Here is a 16,284-nt window from a genome sequence, read left to right as displayed (position 1 = left end):
ACGCCTTCACGCACGTAATCGACACGGAGAGCTGAGCAGGAGCCCGGAAGCGCCGCCTGCCCGGGAACCACGGGTCTGTCCGGTCTAGGGGGTGTCCCCCTAGCCGCTGATCCTGGCGACCATCACGCAGGCGTCGTCCTGACGCTCGTTCCCACCGAACTCTTCGACGATCAACCGCACGCACTCCTGTGCGCTCCGGGAGGCGTCGAAGCGGGGGGCGAGAGCGAGGAGTCGGTCCGCTCCGGACCCGTCGTAGGCGCCCGCGCTCCTGGTCAGACCGTCCGTGTGCAACACCAGCAGATCCCCGGGCAGCAGCCCGACCTCCGCCTGCTCGTACTCGGCTCCGGTGGTCGCCCCGAGGAGCACCCCGTCCGGCTGTGTCAGCATCTGCCCCGTCCCGCCGCGGAACAGCAGCGGGGCGGGGTGTCCCGCCTGCGCCCAGGACAGCATCCGGCTGTCCGGATCGTAGTGGCAGCACACCGCGCTGCCGAGGGCCGGCTGCGCCGACGAGTCCAGCAGCTGGTTGAGATGGCCCATCAGGGCGCCGGGCCGGATGCCGGCCACGGCCATCCCGCGCAGGGCGCCGAGCAGCATGGCCATCGTGGACGTCGCGGTCACGCCGTGGCCGGTCAGGTCGCCGACGCTCAACAGCATCCGGTCGCCCGGGAGTTCCAGCGCGTCGAACCAGTCGCCGCCGATCAGCGCACTGCTCGCGGACGGCAGGTACTGGCCCGCCAGATCCAGCGCCGTGGGGCCGTCCTCGGGGAGTGCGAGCGGACCGCGCCACGGCGGCAGCACCGCTTCCTGCATCTCCATCGCGATACGGCGCTCGGTCAGGTCGAGATGCTGTCGACGGGCGAGCGTGTCGCGCGATTCGCGTACGGCGCGCTGTGTGCGGCGCAGCTCGCTGACGTCTCGTAAGACGGCCCACATCGACGCGGTGCAGCCGTCGGCGTCGAGGACCGGCTCGCCCATCATGTGGAGCGTGCGGACCCGGCCGTCGCTACAGACGATCCGGAACTCCCCGTCGATCGGCCTTCCGTCGATGAGGCAGTCCGTCACCATCGCGGTGAGCAGCCCCTGGTCCTCGGCGAACACCATGGACGGCAGCTCGTCCAGCGACATCGGACCGTTCTCCGCCGACCGGCCGAAGATCTGGTACAGCTCCTCCGACCAGACGACCTCGTCCGTCAGTAGATTCCACTCCGCGCTGCCGACCCGGCTGAGCAGCGAACCGGTGTGCTCGGCCACGTGCTCGTACGGTCCGGGCTCCTCCGTGCCGAAGGCTTCCGTGCCGGTGCCGAACTCTTCCGGTCCCGGCCCGTCGATCAGGTCCGCCGACGCCGGGATGCCCTCCTTGAGCTGGCCCAAGTGCGTGCCGAGATCATCGAGCTGATGCACGGCCAGATCGCACAGTGCCCGCTGCCAGCGTCCCTGCGGGTCGTCCTCGTCCATCACCGCGTCACGCCGGACCGCGTCCACGTCCCCGCGCAGGCGGCGGGTCTGCGAGATCAACTCGTCCACCGAGCCGCGCCCCGGCGGCTGCGGGGCGGGGCGGTCCGCGAACAGATGGGACGGCATGTCGTACTCCGATGCAGGCGCGGCATGTCCAGGTCTCAAGGAATGGACCGGTTACGACTGTTGCACAGGGAGCGATGGCACGTAAGGGATTTGGCAACACTCGATACGGTGGTGCATCCGGCATATGCCGTTGGCCCGGCGGGGGTTCGTCACCCTTCCACGGGGCGGAGCACCGCGCGTACCGCGGAGTCCGGCTGCAGCGTCAGGCCCGTCCTCGGCGCCACCTCGCCCGGCCCGGCGTCGACATGGAAACGCTGCGCCAGCGTCGCCAGCACCAGCACCGCCTCCACCATCGCGAACCGTGCCCCCAGACAGGCCCGGGCGCCCCCGCCGAACGGGAACCAGGCGTGATCCGGTATCCCGGGCACGGCGTCCGCGTCCCACCGTTCGGGCCGGAACGCCTCCGGGTCGGGGAACCAGCGCGGATCCCGGTGCGCGCTCCACTGGCTGGACCACACGACCGTCCCTTCCGGAACCGGCAGCCCGCCCAGTTCCGAACCCTCCTTCGCTATGCCCGTCATCAGCCACACCGGAGGGAACAGCCGCAGGGTCTCCTTCACCACCTGCTCGGTGTACGGAAGTTGACGCAGATCGTCGAAGTCGGGCGTACGGCCCGCGAGAACCTGCTTCAGTTCCTCGGCGAGCCGCGCACGGGCCACCGGGTTCCGGGACAGCAGGTACCAGGCCCAGGTGAGCGTCGTCCCGGTGGTCTCGTGGCCGCCGATGTAGAGCGTCACCGCCTCGTCGCGCACCTCCTTGTCCGACAGGGGCCCGCCCTCCTCGTCGCGGGCCGCCAGCAGCCTGCTCAGCAGGTCGTCCCTGTCCTCGCCATCGCGCCGCCGCTCCCCGGTCACCCGCCCCACCTCGGCGTCGATCACCGCCACGGCCCTGCGCAGCCTGCGTCGTCCCGGCGTCGGCACCCAGGGCGGCAGAAACAGCGTGAGCCCCCTGAACTCGTCGCCGATCGCCCGCTGCGCCACGTCCATGGCCGACCCGATCACGTCCTCCCGGCCGGCCGTGTCGCTGCCGAAGAGCGTGCGTACGGCGATCCGCTGGGTGAGCGCCAGCATCTCCCGCCGCACGTCGATGCTCTGCCCCGGCTGCCAGGCGTGCGCGAGTTCGGCGGCGCACTCCACCATCGTCCGGGCGTACGACCGCACCTGCCGGGGCCGCACCGCGGGCTGTACGAGCGCCCGCTTGCGCCGCCAGGCCGGCCCTTCCGACGTCACCACCCCGTCCCCGAGGACCAGCTTGAACGCCCAGCCGAGTTCCGGGTGGCGGAACACCGTCTCGATGCCCGTGAGGAGTTCGCCGATGTGCTCGGGACGCGAGATGAACAGGGCCCGCTGCGGCCCGAGGCGCCACTCCACGACATCCCCGCAGCCGCGCAGCCGCACGAAGAAGCCGAGCGGGTCACGGGCGAACGCGGGCAGATTCCCGAGCCCCGGCAGCCGGCGCGGGCCGGCTACGACCGTGTCCCGTCCGGGCACTGCGGCTTCTGCGGTCATCCCGATGCCTCCCCGAGCCGTGAACCGCCGGGCAGCCCGGCGGCGTCTTCGCGTACGCGACACGCGTACGACCACTCTGCCAGGAGTGACCGTCAGGCGTACCAAGACCGCATGGCACGACGGCAGGGCGACGGGGGACGCACCATGCACGGCTTCACTGAGCTGACGAGTACTCCCTGGTACTGGTCATGCCCATCCGCGACCGGAGACTCCTCCCGACCGTACCTCCGCCTCACCGCCCGGGGAGGGCTCCTTGGGCGGCGAGGCGGGCGGGCCGAGCGGCGGGTGCGTGTACGGGGGCACGCACCCGCCGCTCTGTCCGCACACCGCCGCGGCCACGCCGGCGGCGTACGAGAGCATCGCCCCGGCCCGGTCGGGCCCGAGCCCGGCCGGACCCCCGCGGCGCAGCAGCCCGGCGGCGCCGAGCCAGGCCAGCACCGCCGCCATGAACGCGTCCCCGGCGCCGATGGTGTTGACCACCTCGACCGGCACGGCCGGTACGGACACCTGGGCGGCGGACGGAAGGAACGCCGTACTGCCGAGCGCCCCGCGGGTCATGACGACCAGCCGCCCCTGCGCCGCCAGCCTGCCGGCCGACGCGGACGGGTCCGCGCCCGGCCAGAGGCGCGCCAGGTCCTCGTCGCTCGCCTTCACGACGTGGGCGAGGGCGCACAGTTCCCTCAGCGACGCGCCGCCGCCGTCCGTGGCCTCGCGCACATTGGGGTCGACCACCAGCAGCCCGTGACCTGCCGCCTCGCGGGCCGCCGCCGCGACCGCACCGGCCGCAGGCTCGACGACGGCGGCCAGCCCGCCCGCGTAGACGGCGCCGAAGCCGGACACCAGCTCCGCCGTCACCTCCGGCAGCCGGAACGTGGCCGTGTCCCGCAGATGGAAGTGGTAGCCCGTGCCGTCGGGGCCGGGATCGGCCACCGCCAGCGCGGTCGGCAGCGGCGAGCGGGCGCACAGCCCGGTGTCGACGCCCGCCGACCGCATCCAGTCCTCCACGGTCCGGCCGAACGTGTCGCCGCCGACGCCGCCCGCGAACACCGCGGGCGTGCCGAGCCGCGCCAGCCCCACGGCGACGTTCGCCGGCGCACCGCCGGGCTGGGCGTGCCGCAACGCCGGCAGACGGTCGTCCGGCACGAGGTCGATGAGCGCCTCACCCAGCACGAGGACCGATCCGGCACCGTCGCTCACGGCTCCACCACGATCTTGCGGCCCTGTCCGGCGCGGAACCGGTCGATCGCCTGCGGATACCGCTCCAGCGGCAGCCGGTCGCTGATGAAGATCGACGGGTCGAGCACACCGGTCGCGAACAGCGCCGCCGCCCGTTCATAGCTGTGCAGCACCGCCATCGAACCCGTGATGGTGATCTCCTGGTTGTAGATGCGGTACGGCTCGATCACCGCCGTCGTCGCGTAGTCGCTCACGCCGAACTGGAGGAACGTGCCGCCCTTGGCGACCCGGCCGAGCCCGTCCTGGATCGCCCCGGCGTTCCCGGTCGCGTCGATCACCACGTCCCAGCCCTCATCCGCACGCGCCAGCTCCCGCGCCGAGGCAGCCGCCTCGGAGCAGCCCAGCTGCTTCGCGGTGGCGAGCCGCTCCGCATTGATGTCCAGGACGTCGACCCCCGCGGCGCCGGTGCGCTTGGCGAGTTCCAGCATCATCAGCCCCATCGTCCCTGAGCCGTAGATCAGCACCTGTGCGCCGAGCGTGCCGCTGAGGACGTCGTATCCGCGTACGGCGCACGAGAGCGGCTCGATCAGCGCCGCGTCCCGGACGTCGATGTGCTCCGGCAGCCGTACGCAGTTCGCCACCGGTGCCACGGCGAACTCGGCCGCGCCGCCCGGGTCCGTGACGCCGATCGCTCGCCAGCGGTCGCAGAGGTTGCCGCGTCCGGCCCGGCAGTAGCGGCACTCGTGGCAGGGCAGGGACGGGTCGACCGCGACCCGGTCGCCCACCGTGAGTTCGGTGACGTCCGCCCCGGCAGCCACGACCGTGCCGGCGAACTCATGGCCGGGCACGATCGGCAGCGTCGGCGCGAACTCGCCCTGCAGGATGTGCAGATCGGTGCCGCACAGCCCGCACGACGCGACCTCCACCACGACGTCTCGGGGGCCCGGGGCCGGGTCGGGAACGGTGGTGACGGACACCTTGCCGGGGGCTTCGACGATCGCGGCCCTCATTTGACGGCTCCAAGGGAAAGGCCCTGGACGAGCTTGTCCTGGGCGGCGTAACCGGCGGCCAGCACCGGCAGGGACACCACGACGGACGCGGCGCACAGCTGGGCCAGGAACAAGCCCTCGCTGGTGACGAATCCGGTGAGGAAGACGGGAGCGGTCTGCGCCACGACCCCGGTGAGCACGCCCGCGAAGAGCAGCTCGTTCCAGCTGAAGATGAAGCAGATCAGGGCGGTCGCCGCGATACCGGGACCGGCGATCGGCGCCACCACCCGGCCCAGCACCGTCGGCAGCCGTGCCCCGTCGACCCGCGCGGCCTCGATGATCGACACCGGCACGTCGGCCAGGAACGACTGCATCATCCAGACGGCGATCGGCAGGTTCATCGAGGTGTAGAGCAGGACCAGCAGCCAGATGTTGTCCAGCAGCCCCGTGTTCCTGGCGAACAGATAGACGGGCAGCAGTCCGGCGACGACCGGCAGCATCTTCGTGGACAGGAAGAAGAACATCACGTCCGTCCACTTGCGCACCGGCCGGATCGACAGCGCGTACGCCGCGGGCAGGGCCAGCAGGAGCACCAGCACGGTGGAGAGCACCGCCGCCGTCGCCGAGTTGATGAGCGGCGGCCAGGGGCCGTCGCCGCCGCGTTCGAAGAACGACCGGTAGCCGTCGAGGGTCAGCGCGGCGCCGAGCGCGGGCGGGTTGGCCGCCGCGTCCTGTTCCGAGTGGAAGGACGTGAGGAGCATCCAGCCGGCCGGCAGACAGAAGCCGAGCCCCACCACCCAGGCGAGCAGCCCCAGCGCCGTGGACCGCCGCCGCGCGCGCCGCGCGATCCCGTCGGTGGCCCTGGCGGTGACCGTGGTGTTCGTCATGCTCGGTTCGCCTCCTCACGGAAGAGGGACGAGACCACGCGCAGCGCGAACGTCGCGAGCACCATCGTGCCGATCACGACGACCACGCCCGCCGCGGACGCGAGCCCGTACTCATGAGCTTTGTAGAAGGTCTGGTAGATCGTGTACGGGAGGTTGGCCGTGCCGAGGCCCCCGGAGGTGATCGTGAACACCGCGTCGAAGTGCTGCACGATGTAGATCGAGCCGAGCAGTACGCCGAGTTCCAGATACCGGCGCAGATGAGGCAGCGTCAGATAGCGGAAGATCTGCAGGCTGTTCGCACCGTCCAGCCGGGCGGCCTCGACCATCTCGCCGGGCCGGCTCTGCAGCCCGGCGAGCAGGATGAGCATCATGAACGGTGTCCACTGCCACACCAGTGCCGCCTCGACCGCGACGAGCGGCATGCCGGAGATCCAGTCCGGCTGCGCCGGATCCGTGTCCCCGAAAAGCCCCGCGACCCATGCCCAGGCGCCGTTGAGCAACCCGTACTCCGGGTTGTACAGCACGTGCTTCCACAGCAGTGCCGCGGAGACCGGCACGAGCAGGAACGGGGTGATCAGCAGCGTGCGGACGAAGCCGCGGCCGAAGAAGGCCCGGTCAAGCAGCAGCGCCAGGCCGAGCCCGAGGACCACGCTCACGATCACGACGGAGGCGGTGAGGAGCACCGTCGTCAGCACGGACTCCTGGAGCGCGGGGTCGGTGACCACGGTCGCGTAGTTCGACAGTCCGGTGAACCGGCGGGCATCGGGATCGTACGAGTTCCAGTCGAAGAGCGAGATCACCAGCGTCGCCACGAACGGCAACTGGGTGACGGCGACGAGGAAGACCAGGGCGGGCAGCAGCGGGGCGCGGGTGGCCCAGGCCCGCAGGCCGCCCCGCGGACGTACGGGGGCCGCCGCGCGTGCGGACGACACCTTCGGGGCCGTCCCGACCGACGTGCTCACCGGTACTCCTCGGCGACCTTCTCGGCCAGCTTCTGCGAGGCGGCCAGCGCCTCGGGCACCGACTTGCGGCCCGCGATCGCGGCGCTGATCTCCTGGGACACCTTCGTTCCGAGGTCGGTGAACTCGGGGATGCCGACGAACTGGATGCCCGCGGCCGGGCGCGGCTGCACCCCGGGGTTCACGGGGTCGGCGGCGTCGATGGCCTGCTTGGTGACGTCGGCGAAAGCGGCGGCGGCCTTGCGGTACTCCGGATCGGCGTACGTCGAACTCCGCTTCCCGGCCGGCACGTCGGACCATCCGACCTGCTTCCCGACCAGCTTCTCGTACTCCTTGCCGGACGCCCAGGAGATGAACTTCCAGGCGTTGTCGGCCTTCTTGGAGGCCTTCTGCATGCCGAAGGCCCAGGTGTAGAGCCAGCCGGAGCTCTCGGTCCGGTCCACGGGCGCCGGTACGTACCCGATCCTGCCCTTGACGGGGGAGTTCGCGGCCTCCAGCGACCCGGCGCCGGCCGTGGCGTCGTACCACATCGCCGACTTGCCCTGCGTCATGTTGTTGAGGCACTCGGCGTACCCGGACTGCGCCGCGCCCGCCTCGCCGTGCTCGCGCACGAGCCGGACGTAGAACTCGGTGGCCCTGGTGAACTCGGGAGAGGTGAGCTGCGCCTTCCAGTCCTTGGTGAACCAGGTGCCGCCCATGGTGTTGACGACCGTCGTCAGCGGCGCCATCACCTCGCCCCAGCCGGGCAGCCCGCGCAGACAGATGCCCTTCATGCCCTTCTCGGCCCCGTCGGCCTTCGCCGCGAGGTCGGCGACCTGCTGCCAGGTCGGCTTCGGCGGCATCGTCAGACCCTTGGCCGCGAAGACGTCCTTGCGGTACATGAGGAACGACGACTCGCCGTAGAACGGCTCGGCGTAGAGCTTGCCGTCCGCGGCCGTCAGCGACTCGGAGAGCGGCTCCAGGATGTCGTCCTGGTCGAAGGCCTTGTCCTTGGCGACGTACGGATCCAGCGGGTGCAGCCAGCCGTTCTTCGCGTAGAACGGCACCTCGTAGTTGCTGATGGTGGCGATGTCGTACTGGCCCGCCTGGTTGGAGAAGTCCTGGCTGATCTTGTCGCGGACCTCGTTCTCCGGCAGCACCGTGAAGTGGACCTCGATGCCGGTGCTCCTGGTGAAGTGATCCGCGGTCAGTTTCTGCAACTGCACCATCTGCGGGTTGTTCACCATCAGGACGTTGAGGGCCTCACCGTCGCCGGACGTTCCGCCGCCGGCGCCCGCGCATCCCGCGAGGAGCGCCGCGACGGCCGCGAGGGCCCCCAGCCGGACGGGTATGCGCGAGGGTCGCTGCCTCAGAGTCATGATTCTCTCCTTGTTTCGGGCATGCCGGAGATGCCCAGGGGCGGCTCGTCCGGCGGGTGGTGTGCTGCGAGCGGGCAGGAAGGGCAGGAACGGGTGGGAAGGGGTAGGAACAGGCAGGAACGGGCGGGAGTTGGCGGGTCAGACGCGGATGACCTGCGGACCGAGGAGCGAGTAGCGCTGCGCCTCGGCCGAGGGCAGCCCGGTGTCGGTGACGATCGCCTCGAAGTCGCCCACGTCGGCGAACCGGCAGAAGCTGACCGCACCGAACTTGGTGTGGATCCCCGCGAAGACGCGCCGGCGGGCACTGCGCATCGCCTGCGCCTTCACCTCGCCGACGGCCGGATCGGGAGTCGTCAGCCCGTACTCCCGTGAGATGCCGTTGGCCCCGACGAAGGCCAGGTCGATGACGAAGCCGGCGAGCATCCGTGTGGCCCAGTGATCGACCGTCGCCATCGTGCCGCCACGCACCCGGCCGCCGAGCAGCAGCACCGAGGTCTGGGCGGCGCCGGCCAGCGCCGAGGCCACCGCCAGTGACGCGGTCACCACCGTCAGCGGCCGGTCGCGCGGCAGAGCCTCGGCGATCAGCTGTGGGGTGAAGCCCTCGTCGACGAAGACCGTCTCCGCGTCCCCCAGCAGTTCGGCCGAGGCCGCCGCGACACGGGCCTTCTGCGGCACGTTCCGCGTGGTGCGGAACGCCAGCGTGGTCTCGAACCCGGCGCTCTCCACCGGATACGCGCCACCGTGCGTACGCCGGACCAGCCCGTGCTCCTCCAGGGCGTGCAGATCCCTCCGGATGGTCTCCTTGGCGACCCGGAACCGGCCGGCCAGACCATTGACCTCGACGGCCCCGTCCTTGCGGGCCGCCTCGAGAATGCCTCGGCGGCGCTCCTCGGTGTCCACGGCACACTTCCTCGTTGCCAGCCGCTCACTCGCGCTTGCGGGTACTGCGCCCGTTCGGGCCCATGCGTCGTTTGTACAAGCACCATCCGCGTCGTGCCAGGCTCTTCGCAGCTTTCGCTGTGCCCGTTCGTGCCCGTTTCATCGCATCTGTTTGCCCAGGTCACAGGTCACTTCGCGGCCGCGGCGCGGTACGACGCCGCCCGATCCGCCCACCACTGCCGCCCGAACGGCGCCCGCTGCCCGAACGGAGCCCGACTCGCCGACAAGTGATTGTGTCTGGACAAGAAAAGTTTTCGGTGGGAGGGTGGCACCCATGTTGGACGTCACCGTGATCGAGGACCCTTCCGCGGCAGCCGTGTCGCTGGACCCGATGCGGGCCAGGCTGCTCGCCGAGCTGGCCGCGGGCCCCGCCTCGGCGACCATGCTCGCCGGCCGCGTCGGGCTCCCCCGGCAGAAGGTGAACTACCACCTGAAGGCCCTGGAGCGGCACGGCCTGGTGGAGCTGGCCGGTGAGCGCCGCAAGGGCAATGTCACCGAGCGGCTCATGCGGGCCACCGCCGCGTCGTACGTGATCTCCCCGCTCGCGCTCGCCGCGGTGCAGCCCGACCCGGGCCGCTTCCGCGACCAGCTCTCCGCGCGCTGGCTGCTCGCGGTCGCCGCGCGGCTGGTGCGCGATGTGGGCACGCTGATCACCGGTGCAGCCAGGGCCCGCAAGCGCCTGGCCACCTACGCCCTCGACGGCGAGGTGCGGTTCGCCTCCGCCGCCGACCGGGCCGCTTTCGTGGAGGAGCTGACGCGCGGCGTCAGCGCGCTCATCGCCAAGTACCACGACGAGCACGCGGAAGGCGGCCGCGACCACCGGATCGTCGTGGCGCTCCACCCCACGGTCAAGCCCGACCCCGAACCATCAGAAACGCCGGAAGCACCCGCGCCCTCCATCGGCGCGCCCGAGCAGGCCTGACGAGCAGGCCCGAGGAGTCACCATGTCCAAGGAATCCAGGGAATTCGAGATCGTCCGCGAGTTCGACGTCGACGCGAGCCCCGAGCAGGTGTGGGCCGCCATCACCTCGGGCACGGGCGGCTGGCTCTGGCCGATGGAGTACGAGCCGAAGGAGGGCGGGGAGGCGCCCTACGGCGGCACCGTCACCGCCTGGGACCCGCCGCACCGCCTGACCGCGCGTTCGGAGGACGTGGAGGGCATCGCCGAGCAGACCTTCAACCAGCTCGACCATGTCATCGAGCCCCGTGAGGGCGGCGGCTGCCGGGTCCGCTACGTCCACAGCGGCATCCTCGTCGACGACTGGGAGAACCAGTACGACGGCGCGAACAAGCACACCGACTTCTACCTGCACACCCTGCGCCAGTACCTCACGCACTTCACCGGCCGTCCCGCCGTGTTCGCCACCCTGGACGCGCCCGCGGCCTCCACGGCCCCCGATGCGCTGGAGACCGCGAGCCGTGGACTGGGCCTGTCCGACGAGGCCGTGGAGGGCACGACGGTGCGGGTCGACCTGCCGGGTACCGGACCCGTCGACGCGGTCGTCGACTACCGCAACCAGTACTTCATCGGGTTGCGCACGGACGACGCGATGTACCGCCTCTTCGGCCGTAACCACTTCGGGGCCCCCGTCGGCGTCAGCGTCCACGACTTCGCCCCGGGTGCCGACGCCGAGAGGACCGAGCAGGCCTGGCGCGGCCGGCTCGACGAGGTGTTCGCGAGGTGACGGTCTCCGCCCGCTGACGCATCCGGCCTCAGCCGCTCAACGAGCGGCTGAGGCCGGCGTCTTCGCCCCTCCGCCTCCCCGGCCTCTCCGCCCCGCCTCCGCCTCCGCCGCCGCCGTCCCGCCGTCACCCGCCCGCGGGCGTACGACGGACGTCGATCACGAAGCGTTCGGGCGCGTGCAGCTTCGCGGTCTTGTACACCGGCTTGGTGTCGAAGGCCGCCCCGAAGGTGACCACGCCTTCGAAGTCGCCCGTCTGTGCAAGACCCTTGAGCGTCGGCAGATAGATCTTGATCAGCCGTGGTCCCCGGTAGACGGACCTGCCCGCGTCGTTGTGCGCGGCGGCGGGGGAGAGCTTGATCTCCAGGAAGTACTTCCCGGCGAGCGGGACCTTGTGCCCCGTGCCGTCGTAGCGCAGGACCTTCACGGGCCGCACCGTGACCGGCGGCAGTGTGCCGCGGACGTCGATGACGATCCGGTCGAAGGACCCATGACCGCCCCAGCGGGCGTCGGTGACCAGAGCGGTGGCCGGTGCGAGGTGCCCGGCCGTGGACCGGTGCGGGGCCGCGGAAGCGGGGACCGTGGCCCCTGCCGCGGTGAAGAGCAGAATGCCGGCGGCGACAGCCGCGAGGCGTGGACGGTGGTACATGTGGCGTCCCCCATTTCTCCTGATGACGGGGACAGTGATGTCACCAGGGGAGACACTCCCGATAACCATATGGTTGCCATGGAATCGCCGAATTCGGCGTACTCGGCGTATTCATCGTCTTCACCGGAATCCCTTCCCCCCGGCCTGACCGCCCGCGCACGACAGCCACCAGCGGTCATCCCTCTTTGCGCACGTCCTCCGCGTCCCCCGGACCCGGACCGGTACCGGGGCCGGGACCGGCGTCCTGCGGACCCGCGCCCGGCTCCGCCGCTGCCGCCGGATCCAGGATCCGGTTCAGGAAGTTCCTGGTCCGCTCGTGTCGGGGTGAGCCCACCACCTGCTCGGCCGGGCCCTGTTCGACGATGACCCCGCCGTCCATGAACACCACCCGGTCGGCGACCTCCCGGGCGAAACTCATCTCGTGCGTGACGACCATCATCGTCATGCCCTCGGCGGCCAGTACGCGCATGACGGCCAGCACCTCACCGACCAGCTCCGGGTCGAGCGCCGACGTCGGCTCGTCGAAGAGCATCACCTCCGGGTCCATGGCCAGCGCCCGAGCGATCGCGACCCGCTGCTGCTGACCGCCGGACAACTGCGCCGGATACGCCCCGGCCTTGTCGGCGAGACCCACCCGCTCCAGGTTCTCCCGCGCCACCGCCGCCGCCCGGGCCTTGTCGCGTTTCAGTACGCGCCGCTGCGGCAGGGTGAGGTTCTCCGTCACGGTCACGTGCGGGAACAGGTTGAACTGCTGGAAGACCATGCCGATCCGGCGCCGTACCGCGTCGATGTCGACATCGAGGTCGGTGACCTCCGTACCGCCCACGAAGACCTTGCCCGCGCTGGGCTCCTCCAGCAGGTTCACACACCGCAGCAGCGTCGACTTGCCCGAGCCGGACGGCCCGATGACGCACACCACCTCGCCGTGGGCGACGTCCAGATCGATGCCGCGCAGCACCTCGTTGTCACCGAACGACTTGTGCAGCGAGCGGATCTCGATCTCGTTCTGCGTCATCCCGTCCTCACCTGGCCTTCTCGGTCCGTGCTTCCAGCCGGCGTACGACGAAACTCAGCGGAATCGTCACCAGCAGGTAGCACAGCCCGGCGACGAGGATCGGCGTGGAGTTCGCGGTCTGACTGGCCAGATCCCGCCCGAACTTGGTCAGTTCCCGCTCGTCCAGCGTGACGCCGAGGAACAGCACCAGCGACGAGTCCTTGAACAGCAGCACCAGCTCGTTCGTCAGCGGCGGGATCACGATGCGGAACGCCTGCGGGATGATCACCGACACCATCGCGCGGGCGTGCGAGAACCCCAGTGAGCGCGCCGCCTCCATCTGGCCCTTGGGTACGGCCTGGATCCCGGCCCTGATCGTCTCCGCCATGTACGCGGCGGCGACCAGACCGAGACCGAGGGCGACCTTCCCGTACACCCCGCCGGGGATCTCGGCCCCCGGGAACGCCAGCGGGATCGCCACCCCCACGAAGATGAAGATCAGCAGAGCCGGCAGGCCACGGAACAGCTCGATGTAGACGCTCGCGACCCAGCGGTACGGAGCCACCGACGACAGCCGCATCAGCGCCACGATCATCCCCAGCACCAGGCCGAACGCGAAGCCCGACAGGGTGTACACCACCGTGTTGCGCAGCGCGATCGTGATGATGTCCGGGAACAGCTGGCTCGCGAGATCCTTCTGCGCGAACTGGTTCTGCAGCCGGTCCCAGTCGGCCAGTACGGCGATCAGGACCACGGCCGCCACGAAGACCGCGTACTGGATCCCCTGCGACACGCGGCGGCGCTGCCGCCTGGTCAGCCGAGAGGTCACGACCGGCCCTCGGGCAGCGGCCCGATCCACTGCTCGTACAGCTTCTTGTACGTGCCGTCGGCCTTGGCGTCCGTGATCGCCTTGTCGATGGCGGCCCGCAGCTTGTCGTTGCCCTTCTTCACCGAGAAGCCGTACTGCTCACCGGTCTCGATGTTCTGCCCGAGAGCGAAGGCGTCGGCGTTGGCCTTGTCCTTGAGCCAGCCCTGGACCACGGGGTAGTCGATCACGACGGCGTCGACCTGTCCCGTGCGCAGCCCGTTCAGCACCGCGTCCGAGCTCTCGAACGACACCGGGTCGAAGCCCTGCGACTTCGCGTAGCTCTCACCGGTGGTCTCCGCCTGCGCGCCCAGCTTCGCCCCCTTGGCCTTGACCTCGGCCAGCGAGGTCACGCCGCTCTTCTTGGTGGCGAGCAACGCCTGCGTGGCGTCGAAGTACGGGACGGAGAAGTCCACGTTCTTCTTGCGCTCGTCGGTGATCGTCATACCGGCGGCGGCCAGATCGCACTGACCGGAGTTCAGGAAGGCCCCCGTCTTGAAGTTCTCGAAGGGAGTGTCGACGATCTTCTGCTCGACCTTCAGGTTCTTCGCCACGAGATCGACGAGTGCCACGTCGAAGCCGACGACCTTCCCGCCCTGCTCGAACTGGAACGGCGGATACGGCAGGTGCGTACAGGTGGTGAGCTTTCCCTTCTCGACCACCGGCACCCCGCCCGCGGCCTCACCGCTCCCCTCCTCCTTGGACGAGCAGCCGACGGCGAGCGACAGTACGGTCGCTGCCGCGCAGGCCGTCGCAAGGATGCGGATCGGGTGGGTGCGATGGCTGCCGGCAGTCCTGGACATGGTGACCTCCATGGGCGCAGGGGACGGTGGATGGCACCGCCACTCATGATCGTAGGCCACCTGGCCGGTCGCGTCCCGAAGGATCGTGGACATGGCCGACCGATGCCGTCCCCGCCCCGCAGAGGGCCGAGAGTGGTTCCATGGCCCTCCCGGTGCCCAACGTGCCGTCATGGCCGTCGATCAAGATGCCGAACGGCTCGGCCGCGAGGAACTGGTCACCGGGATACGGCGGTTGCGCGCGGCCGCCGGTGAGCACCGCGACAGCGGGCGGTACGACCTGTGCCGGCACCACCCGCGGCGAAGCGACCTCCTGCCGAACGCATGTGAGGCGCTGGGCCGGTTGGACGTGTGCGCGGCGCGCCTCGGCCGGGTGGACGGTCCGCCGTGGAGGATCGGCCCGTGACGACCCCGCAGGACGGCGGTGACCGCCGGGACGACGGCCGCTACGGCGAGGCCGTCTTCCGGCCGGAACAGGCAGGCGAGGACGACCGCATCGACCTCGGCGCGCTCACCTACGACGACACGACCCTCACCCGCCTGCTGAAACTGGGCGCCGGCCCGCACTGGCACTGCCTGGACGTGGGCGCCGGCACCGGCACCGTGGCCCGCGGCCTCCTGCGCAGGGCCGGCGTCGCGGCCGTGCTCGCCGTCGACCGCGACGTACGCTTCCTCACCGCCCACCCCACCCCGGGACTCACCGCCCTCGAAGCGGACATCACCGACCCGTCCTTCGACCCGGGCATGTTCCAGCTGGTCCACGCACGGTTCGTGCTGATGCACCTGCCCTCCCGGCAGGAGGCGATCACCAGGCTGGCCGGTCTCGTCGCGCCCGGAGGGGTTCTCGTCCTCAGTGACGCGATCGACGTGAGCGCCGGGGCGGCGCCGCCCAACGACCCGTACTCACGGACCATGCGGGCGATGTGGCAGGGACTGCGGGACACCATCGGCACCGACATCACCTGGGTGACGCGCTACCCGCAGCTCCTGCACGCGGCCGGGCTCAGGTCCGTGGCCGCCGAGGTCCATGTGCCGCCGCTGATGCCCGGCAGCCCCATCAGCCGCTTCTGGGGCGGGACATGGGACCGGGCCCGGGACGCGCTCGTGGGCACCGGACTCGTCGACGACCACGTCATCGACGAGGCGAAGCGTTACCTGGACTCGCCCGACTGCGCCGCGCTCTCCCCAGGAATGATCACCTCATGGGGATGGAAACCCGAGGAGGCGCCATGATGACCCCCGTCCCCGATCCCGTCGCCGGTCTCGTCGCCGGTCCCGTCGCCCCGGCCGAGCTGGAGCGTGTCTGGGACCTCCACACCACCAGCGAGTTCGCCACGCGGGACGTCGACGCGACGATGGCCACGATGACGGACGACCCCGTGGTGCTGCATGTGCCCACCGCGATGGGCGCCCGCGGCCGGGACGCCGTGCGCGACTTCTACCGCCGCTGGTTCGTGGGGCACAACGCGGAGGACTTCACCATCGCGCCGCTGACCCGCACCACGGGCCGCGATCGCATCGTCGACGAGATGCTCGTCTCGTTCACGCACGACGTCCCGGTGCCCTGGATCCTTCCCTCGGTCGCCCCGACCGGCCGGCCCATCACCGTCATGGTCCTCGCCGTCGTCTCGTTCGAGGGCCCGCTCATCTCCGGCGAGCACATCTACTGGGACCAGGCCTCGGTGCTCGCCCAGGCGGGGCTCATCGACCCCGCGACGGTGGCGCGGCTGCCGTTCGTGACGGACCAGCGGGCCACGCTGACCGGGGGTCCTCTCAACGACCTGATGGGTGGTGAGCCGCTCCAGGAGCGGTGACGGCGGCAGCTCCTGGCTGCTTCTGGCTGGTCGTGGATGCTCGTGCGGCTTGTGGCTTGTGGCGTGTGGCTTGCGGGCGTGCG

General features: G+C 70.7%; 17 protein-coding genes. 5 read left to right on the top strand and 12 right to left on the bottom strand.

Annotated elements, in window-relative coordinates:
• Positions 1 to 99 precede the first annotated feature (99 nt).
• The 8 genes from OG766_RS01330 to OG766_RS01295 all read right to left on the bottom strand — a co-directional run bounded on the left by OG766_RS01330 (position 100) and on the right by OG766_RS01295 (position 9,358).
• On the bottom strand, positions 100 to 1,581 hold the full coding sequence (locus OG766_RS01330; RefSeq protein WP_328724324.1) for a PP2C family protein-serine/threonine phosphatase: 1,482 nt from the start codon (positions 1,579 to 1,581) through the stop codon (positions 100 to 102).
• A gap of 149 nt (positions 1,582 to 1,730) precedes the next feature.
• Positions 1,731 to 3,089, bottom strand: a complete 1,359-nt coding sequence (locus OG766_RS01325) for a cytochrome P450 (protein ID WP_328724323.1) — start codon at positions 3,087 to 3,089, stop codon at positions 1,731 to 1,733.
• 186 nt (positions 3,090 to 3,275) lie between these two features.
• Positions 3,276 to 4,286, bottom strand: a complete 1,011-nt coding sequence (locus OG766_RS01320; protein WP_328724322.1) for a PfkB family carbohydrate kinase — start codon at positions 4,284 to 4,286, stop codon at positions 3,276 to 3,278.
• A complete protein-coding gene (locus OG766_RS01315) occupies positions 4,283 to 5,275 on the bottom strand; it encodes a zinc-dependent alcohol dehydrogenase family protein (RefSeq protein ID WP_328724321.1) in 993 nt (330 codons plus the stop codon). Before OG766_RS01315 ends, OG766_RS01320 begins: the two co-directional genes overlap by 4 nt.
• Complete coding sequence (locus OG766_RS01310) at positions 5,272 to 6,141, bottom strand: carbohydrate ABC transporter permease (protein ID WP_328724320.1); 870 nt, start codon at positions 6,139 to 6,141, stop codon at positions 5,272 to 5,274. The genes OG766_RS01315 and OG766_RS01310 overlap by 4 nt, the downstream gene beginning before the upstream one ends.
• On the bottom strand, positions 6,138 to 7,103 hold the full coding sequence (locus OG766_RS01305) for a carbohydrate ABC transporter permease (protein ID WP_266377563.1): 966 nt from the start codon (positions 7,101 to 7,103) through the stop codon (positions 6,138 to 6,140). The genes OG766_RS01310 and OG766_RS01305 overlap by 4 nt, the downstream gene beginning before the upstream one ends.
• Entirely contained in the window at positions 7,100 to 8,458 is a 1,359-nt protein-coding gene (locus tag OG766_RS01300) for an ABC transporter substrate-binding protein (RefSeq protein WP_328724319.1), read from the bottom strand. Before OG766_RS01300 ends, OG766_RS01305 begins: the two co-directional genes overlap by 4 nt.
• A 138-nt stretch (positions 8,459 to 8,596) precedes the next feature.
• Positions 8,597 to 9,358 (bottom strand): DeoR/GlpR family DNA-binding transcription regulator, encoded by a 762-nt coding sequence (locus tag OG766_RS01295; protein ID WP_266377570.1) that lies wholly within the window; start codon positions 9,356 to 9,358, stop codon positions 8,597 to 8,599.
• Between the two features lie 313 nt (positions 9,359 to 9,671).
• Between OG766_RS01295 and OG766_RS01290 the strand changes: the two genes are divergently transcribed.
• Positions 9,672 to 10,319, top strand: a complete 648-nt coding sequence (locus OG766_RS01290; RefSeq protein ID WP_266377574.1) for an ArsR/SmtB family transcription factor — start codon at positions 9,672 to 9,674, stop codon at positions 10,317 to 10,319.
• A 22-nt stretch (positions 10,320 to 10,341) separates the two neighbouring features.
• Positions 10,342 to 11,082 carry an SRPBCC family protein gene (locus OG766_RS01285; protein ID WP_266377577.1) on the top strand — a complete coding sequence of 247 codons (741 nt, stop codon included), beginning with the start codon at positions 10,342 to 10,344 and terminating at the stop codon, positions 11,080 to 11,082.
• A 124-nt stretch (positions 11,083 to 11,206) separates the two neighbouring features.
• Here OG766_RS01285 and OG766_RS01280 read toward each other — a convergent pair whose 3' ends face one another.
• From OG766_RS01280 to OG766_RS01265, 4 genes are all read right to left on the bottom strand, one after another.
• Complete coding sequence (locus OG766_RS01280) at positions 11,207 to 11,728, bottom strand: AMIN-like domain-containing (lipo)protein (protein ID WP_328724318.1); 522 nt, start codon at positions 11,726 to 11,728, stop codon at positions 11,207 to 11,209.
• Positions 11,729 to 11,903: 175 nt separating this feature from the next.
• The gene (locus OG766_RS01275; protein WP_328724317.1) at positions 11,904 to 12,743 is read right to left on the bottom strand and encodes an amino acid ABC transporter ATP-binding protein; all 840 of its coding nucleotides are present in this window, start codon (positions 12,741 to 12,743) and stop codon (positions 11,904 to 11,906) included.
• A gap of 7 nt (positions 12,744 to 12,750) precedes the next feature.
• On the bottom strand, positions 12,751 to 13,551 hold the full coding sequence (locus OG766_RS01270) for an amino acid ABC transporter permease (RefSeq protein WP_266377583.1): 801 nt from the start codon (positions 13,549 to 13,551) through the stop codon (positions 12,751 to 12,753).
• Entirely contained in the window at positions 13,548 to 14,390 is an 843-nt protein-coding gene (locus OG766_RS01265) for an ABC transporter substrate-binding protein (protein WP_266377585.1), read from the bottom strand. The genes OG766_RS01270 and OG766_RS01265 overlap by 4 nt, the downstream gene beginning before the upstream one ends.
• A 169-nt stretch (positions 14,391 to 14,559) precedes the next feature.
• Between OG766_RS01265 and OG766_RS01260 the strand changes: the two genes are divergently transcribed.
• From OG766_RS01260 to OG766_RS01250, 3 genes are read left to right on the top strand one after another with little or no spacing between them, the layout of a single operon-like run.
• The gene (locus tag OG766_RS01260) at positions 14,560 to 14,793 is read left to right on the top strand and encodes a hypothetical protein (protein WP_266377589.1); all 234 of its coding nucleotides are present in this window, start codon (positions 14,560 to 14,562) and stop codon (positions 14,791 to 14,793) included.
• The gene (locus tag OG766_RS01255) at positions 14,790 to 15,620 is read left to right on the top strand and encodes a class I SAM-dependent methyltransferase (RefSeq protein ID WP_328724316.1); all 831 of its coding nucleotides are present in this window, start codon (positions 14,790 to 14,792) and stop codon (positions 15,618 to 15,620) included. The genes OG766_RS01260 and OG766_RS01255 overlap by 4 nt, the downstream gene beginning before the upstream one ends.
• On the top strand, positions 15,617 to 16,201 hold the full coding sequence (locus tag OG766_RS01250) for a nuclear transport factor 2 family protein (RefSeq protein WP_328724315.1): 585 nt from the start codon (positions 15,617 to 15,619) through the stop codon (positions 16,199 to 16,201). The genes OG766_RS01255 and OG766_RS01250 overlap by 4 nt, the downstream gene beginning before the upstream one ends.
• Positions 16,202 to 16,284: the final 83 nt, after the last annotated feature.

It is taken from the genome of Streptomyces sp. NBC_00259 (genome assembly GCF_036181745.1).
In the GTDB taxonomy this organism is placed as follows: Bacteria; Actinomycetota; Actinomycetes; order Streptomycetales; family Streptomycetaceae; genus Streptomyces; species Streptomyces pratisoli.
This window is presented reverse-complemented; position numbering and strand designations above follow the sequence as displayed.

Excerpts from the sequence above, each read along its gene's own strand:
- OG766_RS01250 (WP_328724315.1), top strand. The coding sequence starts at position 15,617 with ATGATGACCCCCGTCCCCGATCCCGTCGCCGGTCTCGTCGCCGGTCCC.
- OG766_RS01285 (WP_266377577.1), top strand. The coding sequence starts at position 10,342 with ATGTCCAAGGAATCCAGGGAATTCGAGATCGTCCGCGAGTTCGACGTC.
- OG766_RS01315 (WP_328724321.1), bottom strand. The coding sequence starts at position 5,275 with ATGAGGGCCGCGATCGTCGAAGCCCCCGGCAAGGTGTCCGTCACCACC.
- OG766_RS01330 (WP_328724324.1), bottom strand. The coding sequence starts at position 1,581 with ATGCCGTCCCATCTGTTCGCGGACCGCCCCGCCCCGCAGCCGCCGGGG.
- OG766_RS01300 (WP_328724319.1), bottom strand. The coding sequence starts at position 8,458 with ATGACTCTGAGGCAGCGACCCTCGCGCATACCCGTCCGGCTGGGGGCC.
- OG766_RS01310 (WP_328724320.1), bottom strand. The coding sequence starts at position 6,141 with ATGACGAACACCACGGTCACCGCCAGGGCCACCGACGGGATCGCGCGG.
- OG766_RS01290 (WP_266377574.1), top strand. The coding sequence starts at position 9,672 with ATGTTGGACGTCACCGTGATCGAGGACCCTTCCGCGGCAGCCGTGTCG.
- OG766_RS01325 (WP_328724323.1), bottom strand. The coding sequence starts at position 3,089 with ATGACCGCAGAAGCCGCAGTGCCCGGACGGGACACGGTCGTAGCCGGC.
- OG766_RS01275 (WP_328724317.1), bottom strand. The coding sequence starts at position 12,743 with ATGACGCAGAACGAGATCGAGATCCGCTCGCTGCACAAGTCGTTCGGT.
- OG766_RS01265 (WP_266377585.1), bottom strand. The coding sequence starts at position 14,390 with ATGTCCAGGACTGCCGGCAGCCATCGCACCCACCCGATCCGCATCCTT.
- OG766_RS01260 (WP_266377589.1), top strand. The coding sequence starts at position 14,560 with ATGGCCGTCGATCAAGATGCCGAACGGCTCGGCCGCGAGGAACTGGTC.
- OG766_RS01280 (WP_328724318.1), bottom strand. The coding sequence starts at position 11,728 with ATGTACCACCGTCCACGCCTCGCGGCTGTCGCCGCCGGCATTCTGCTC.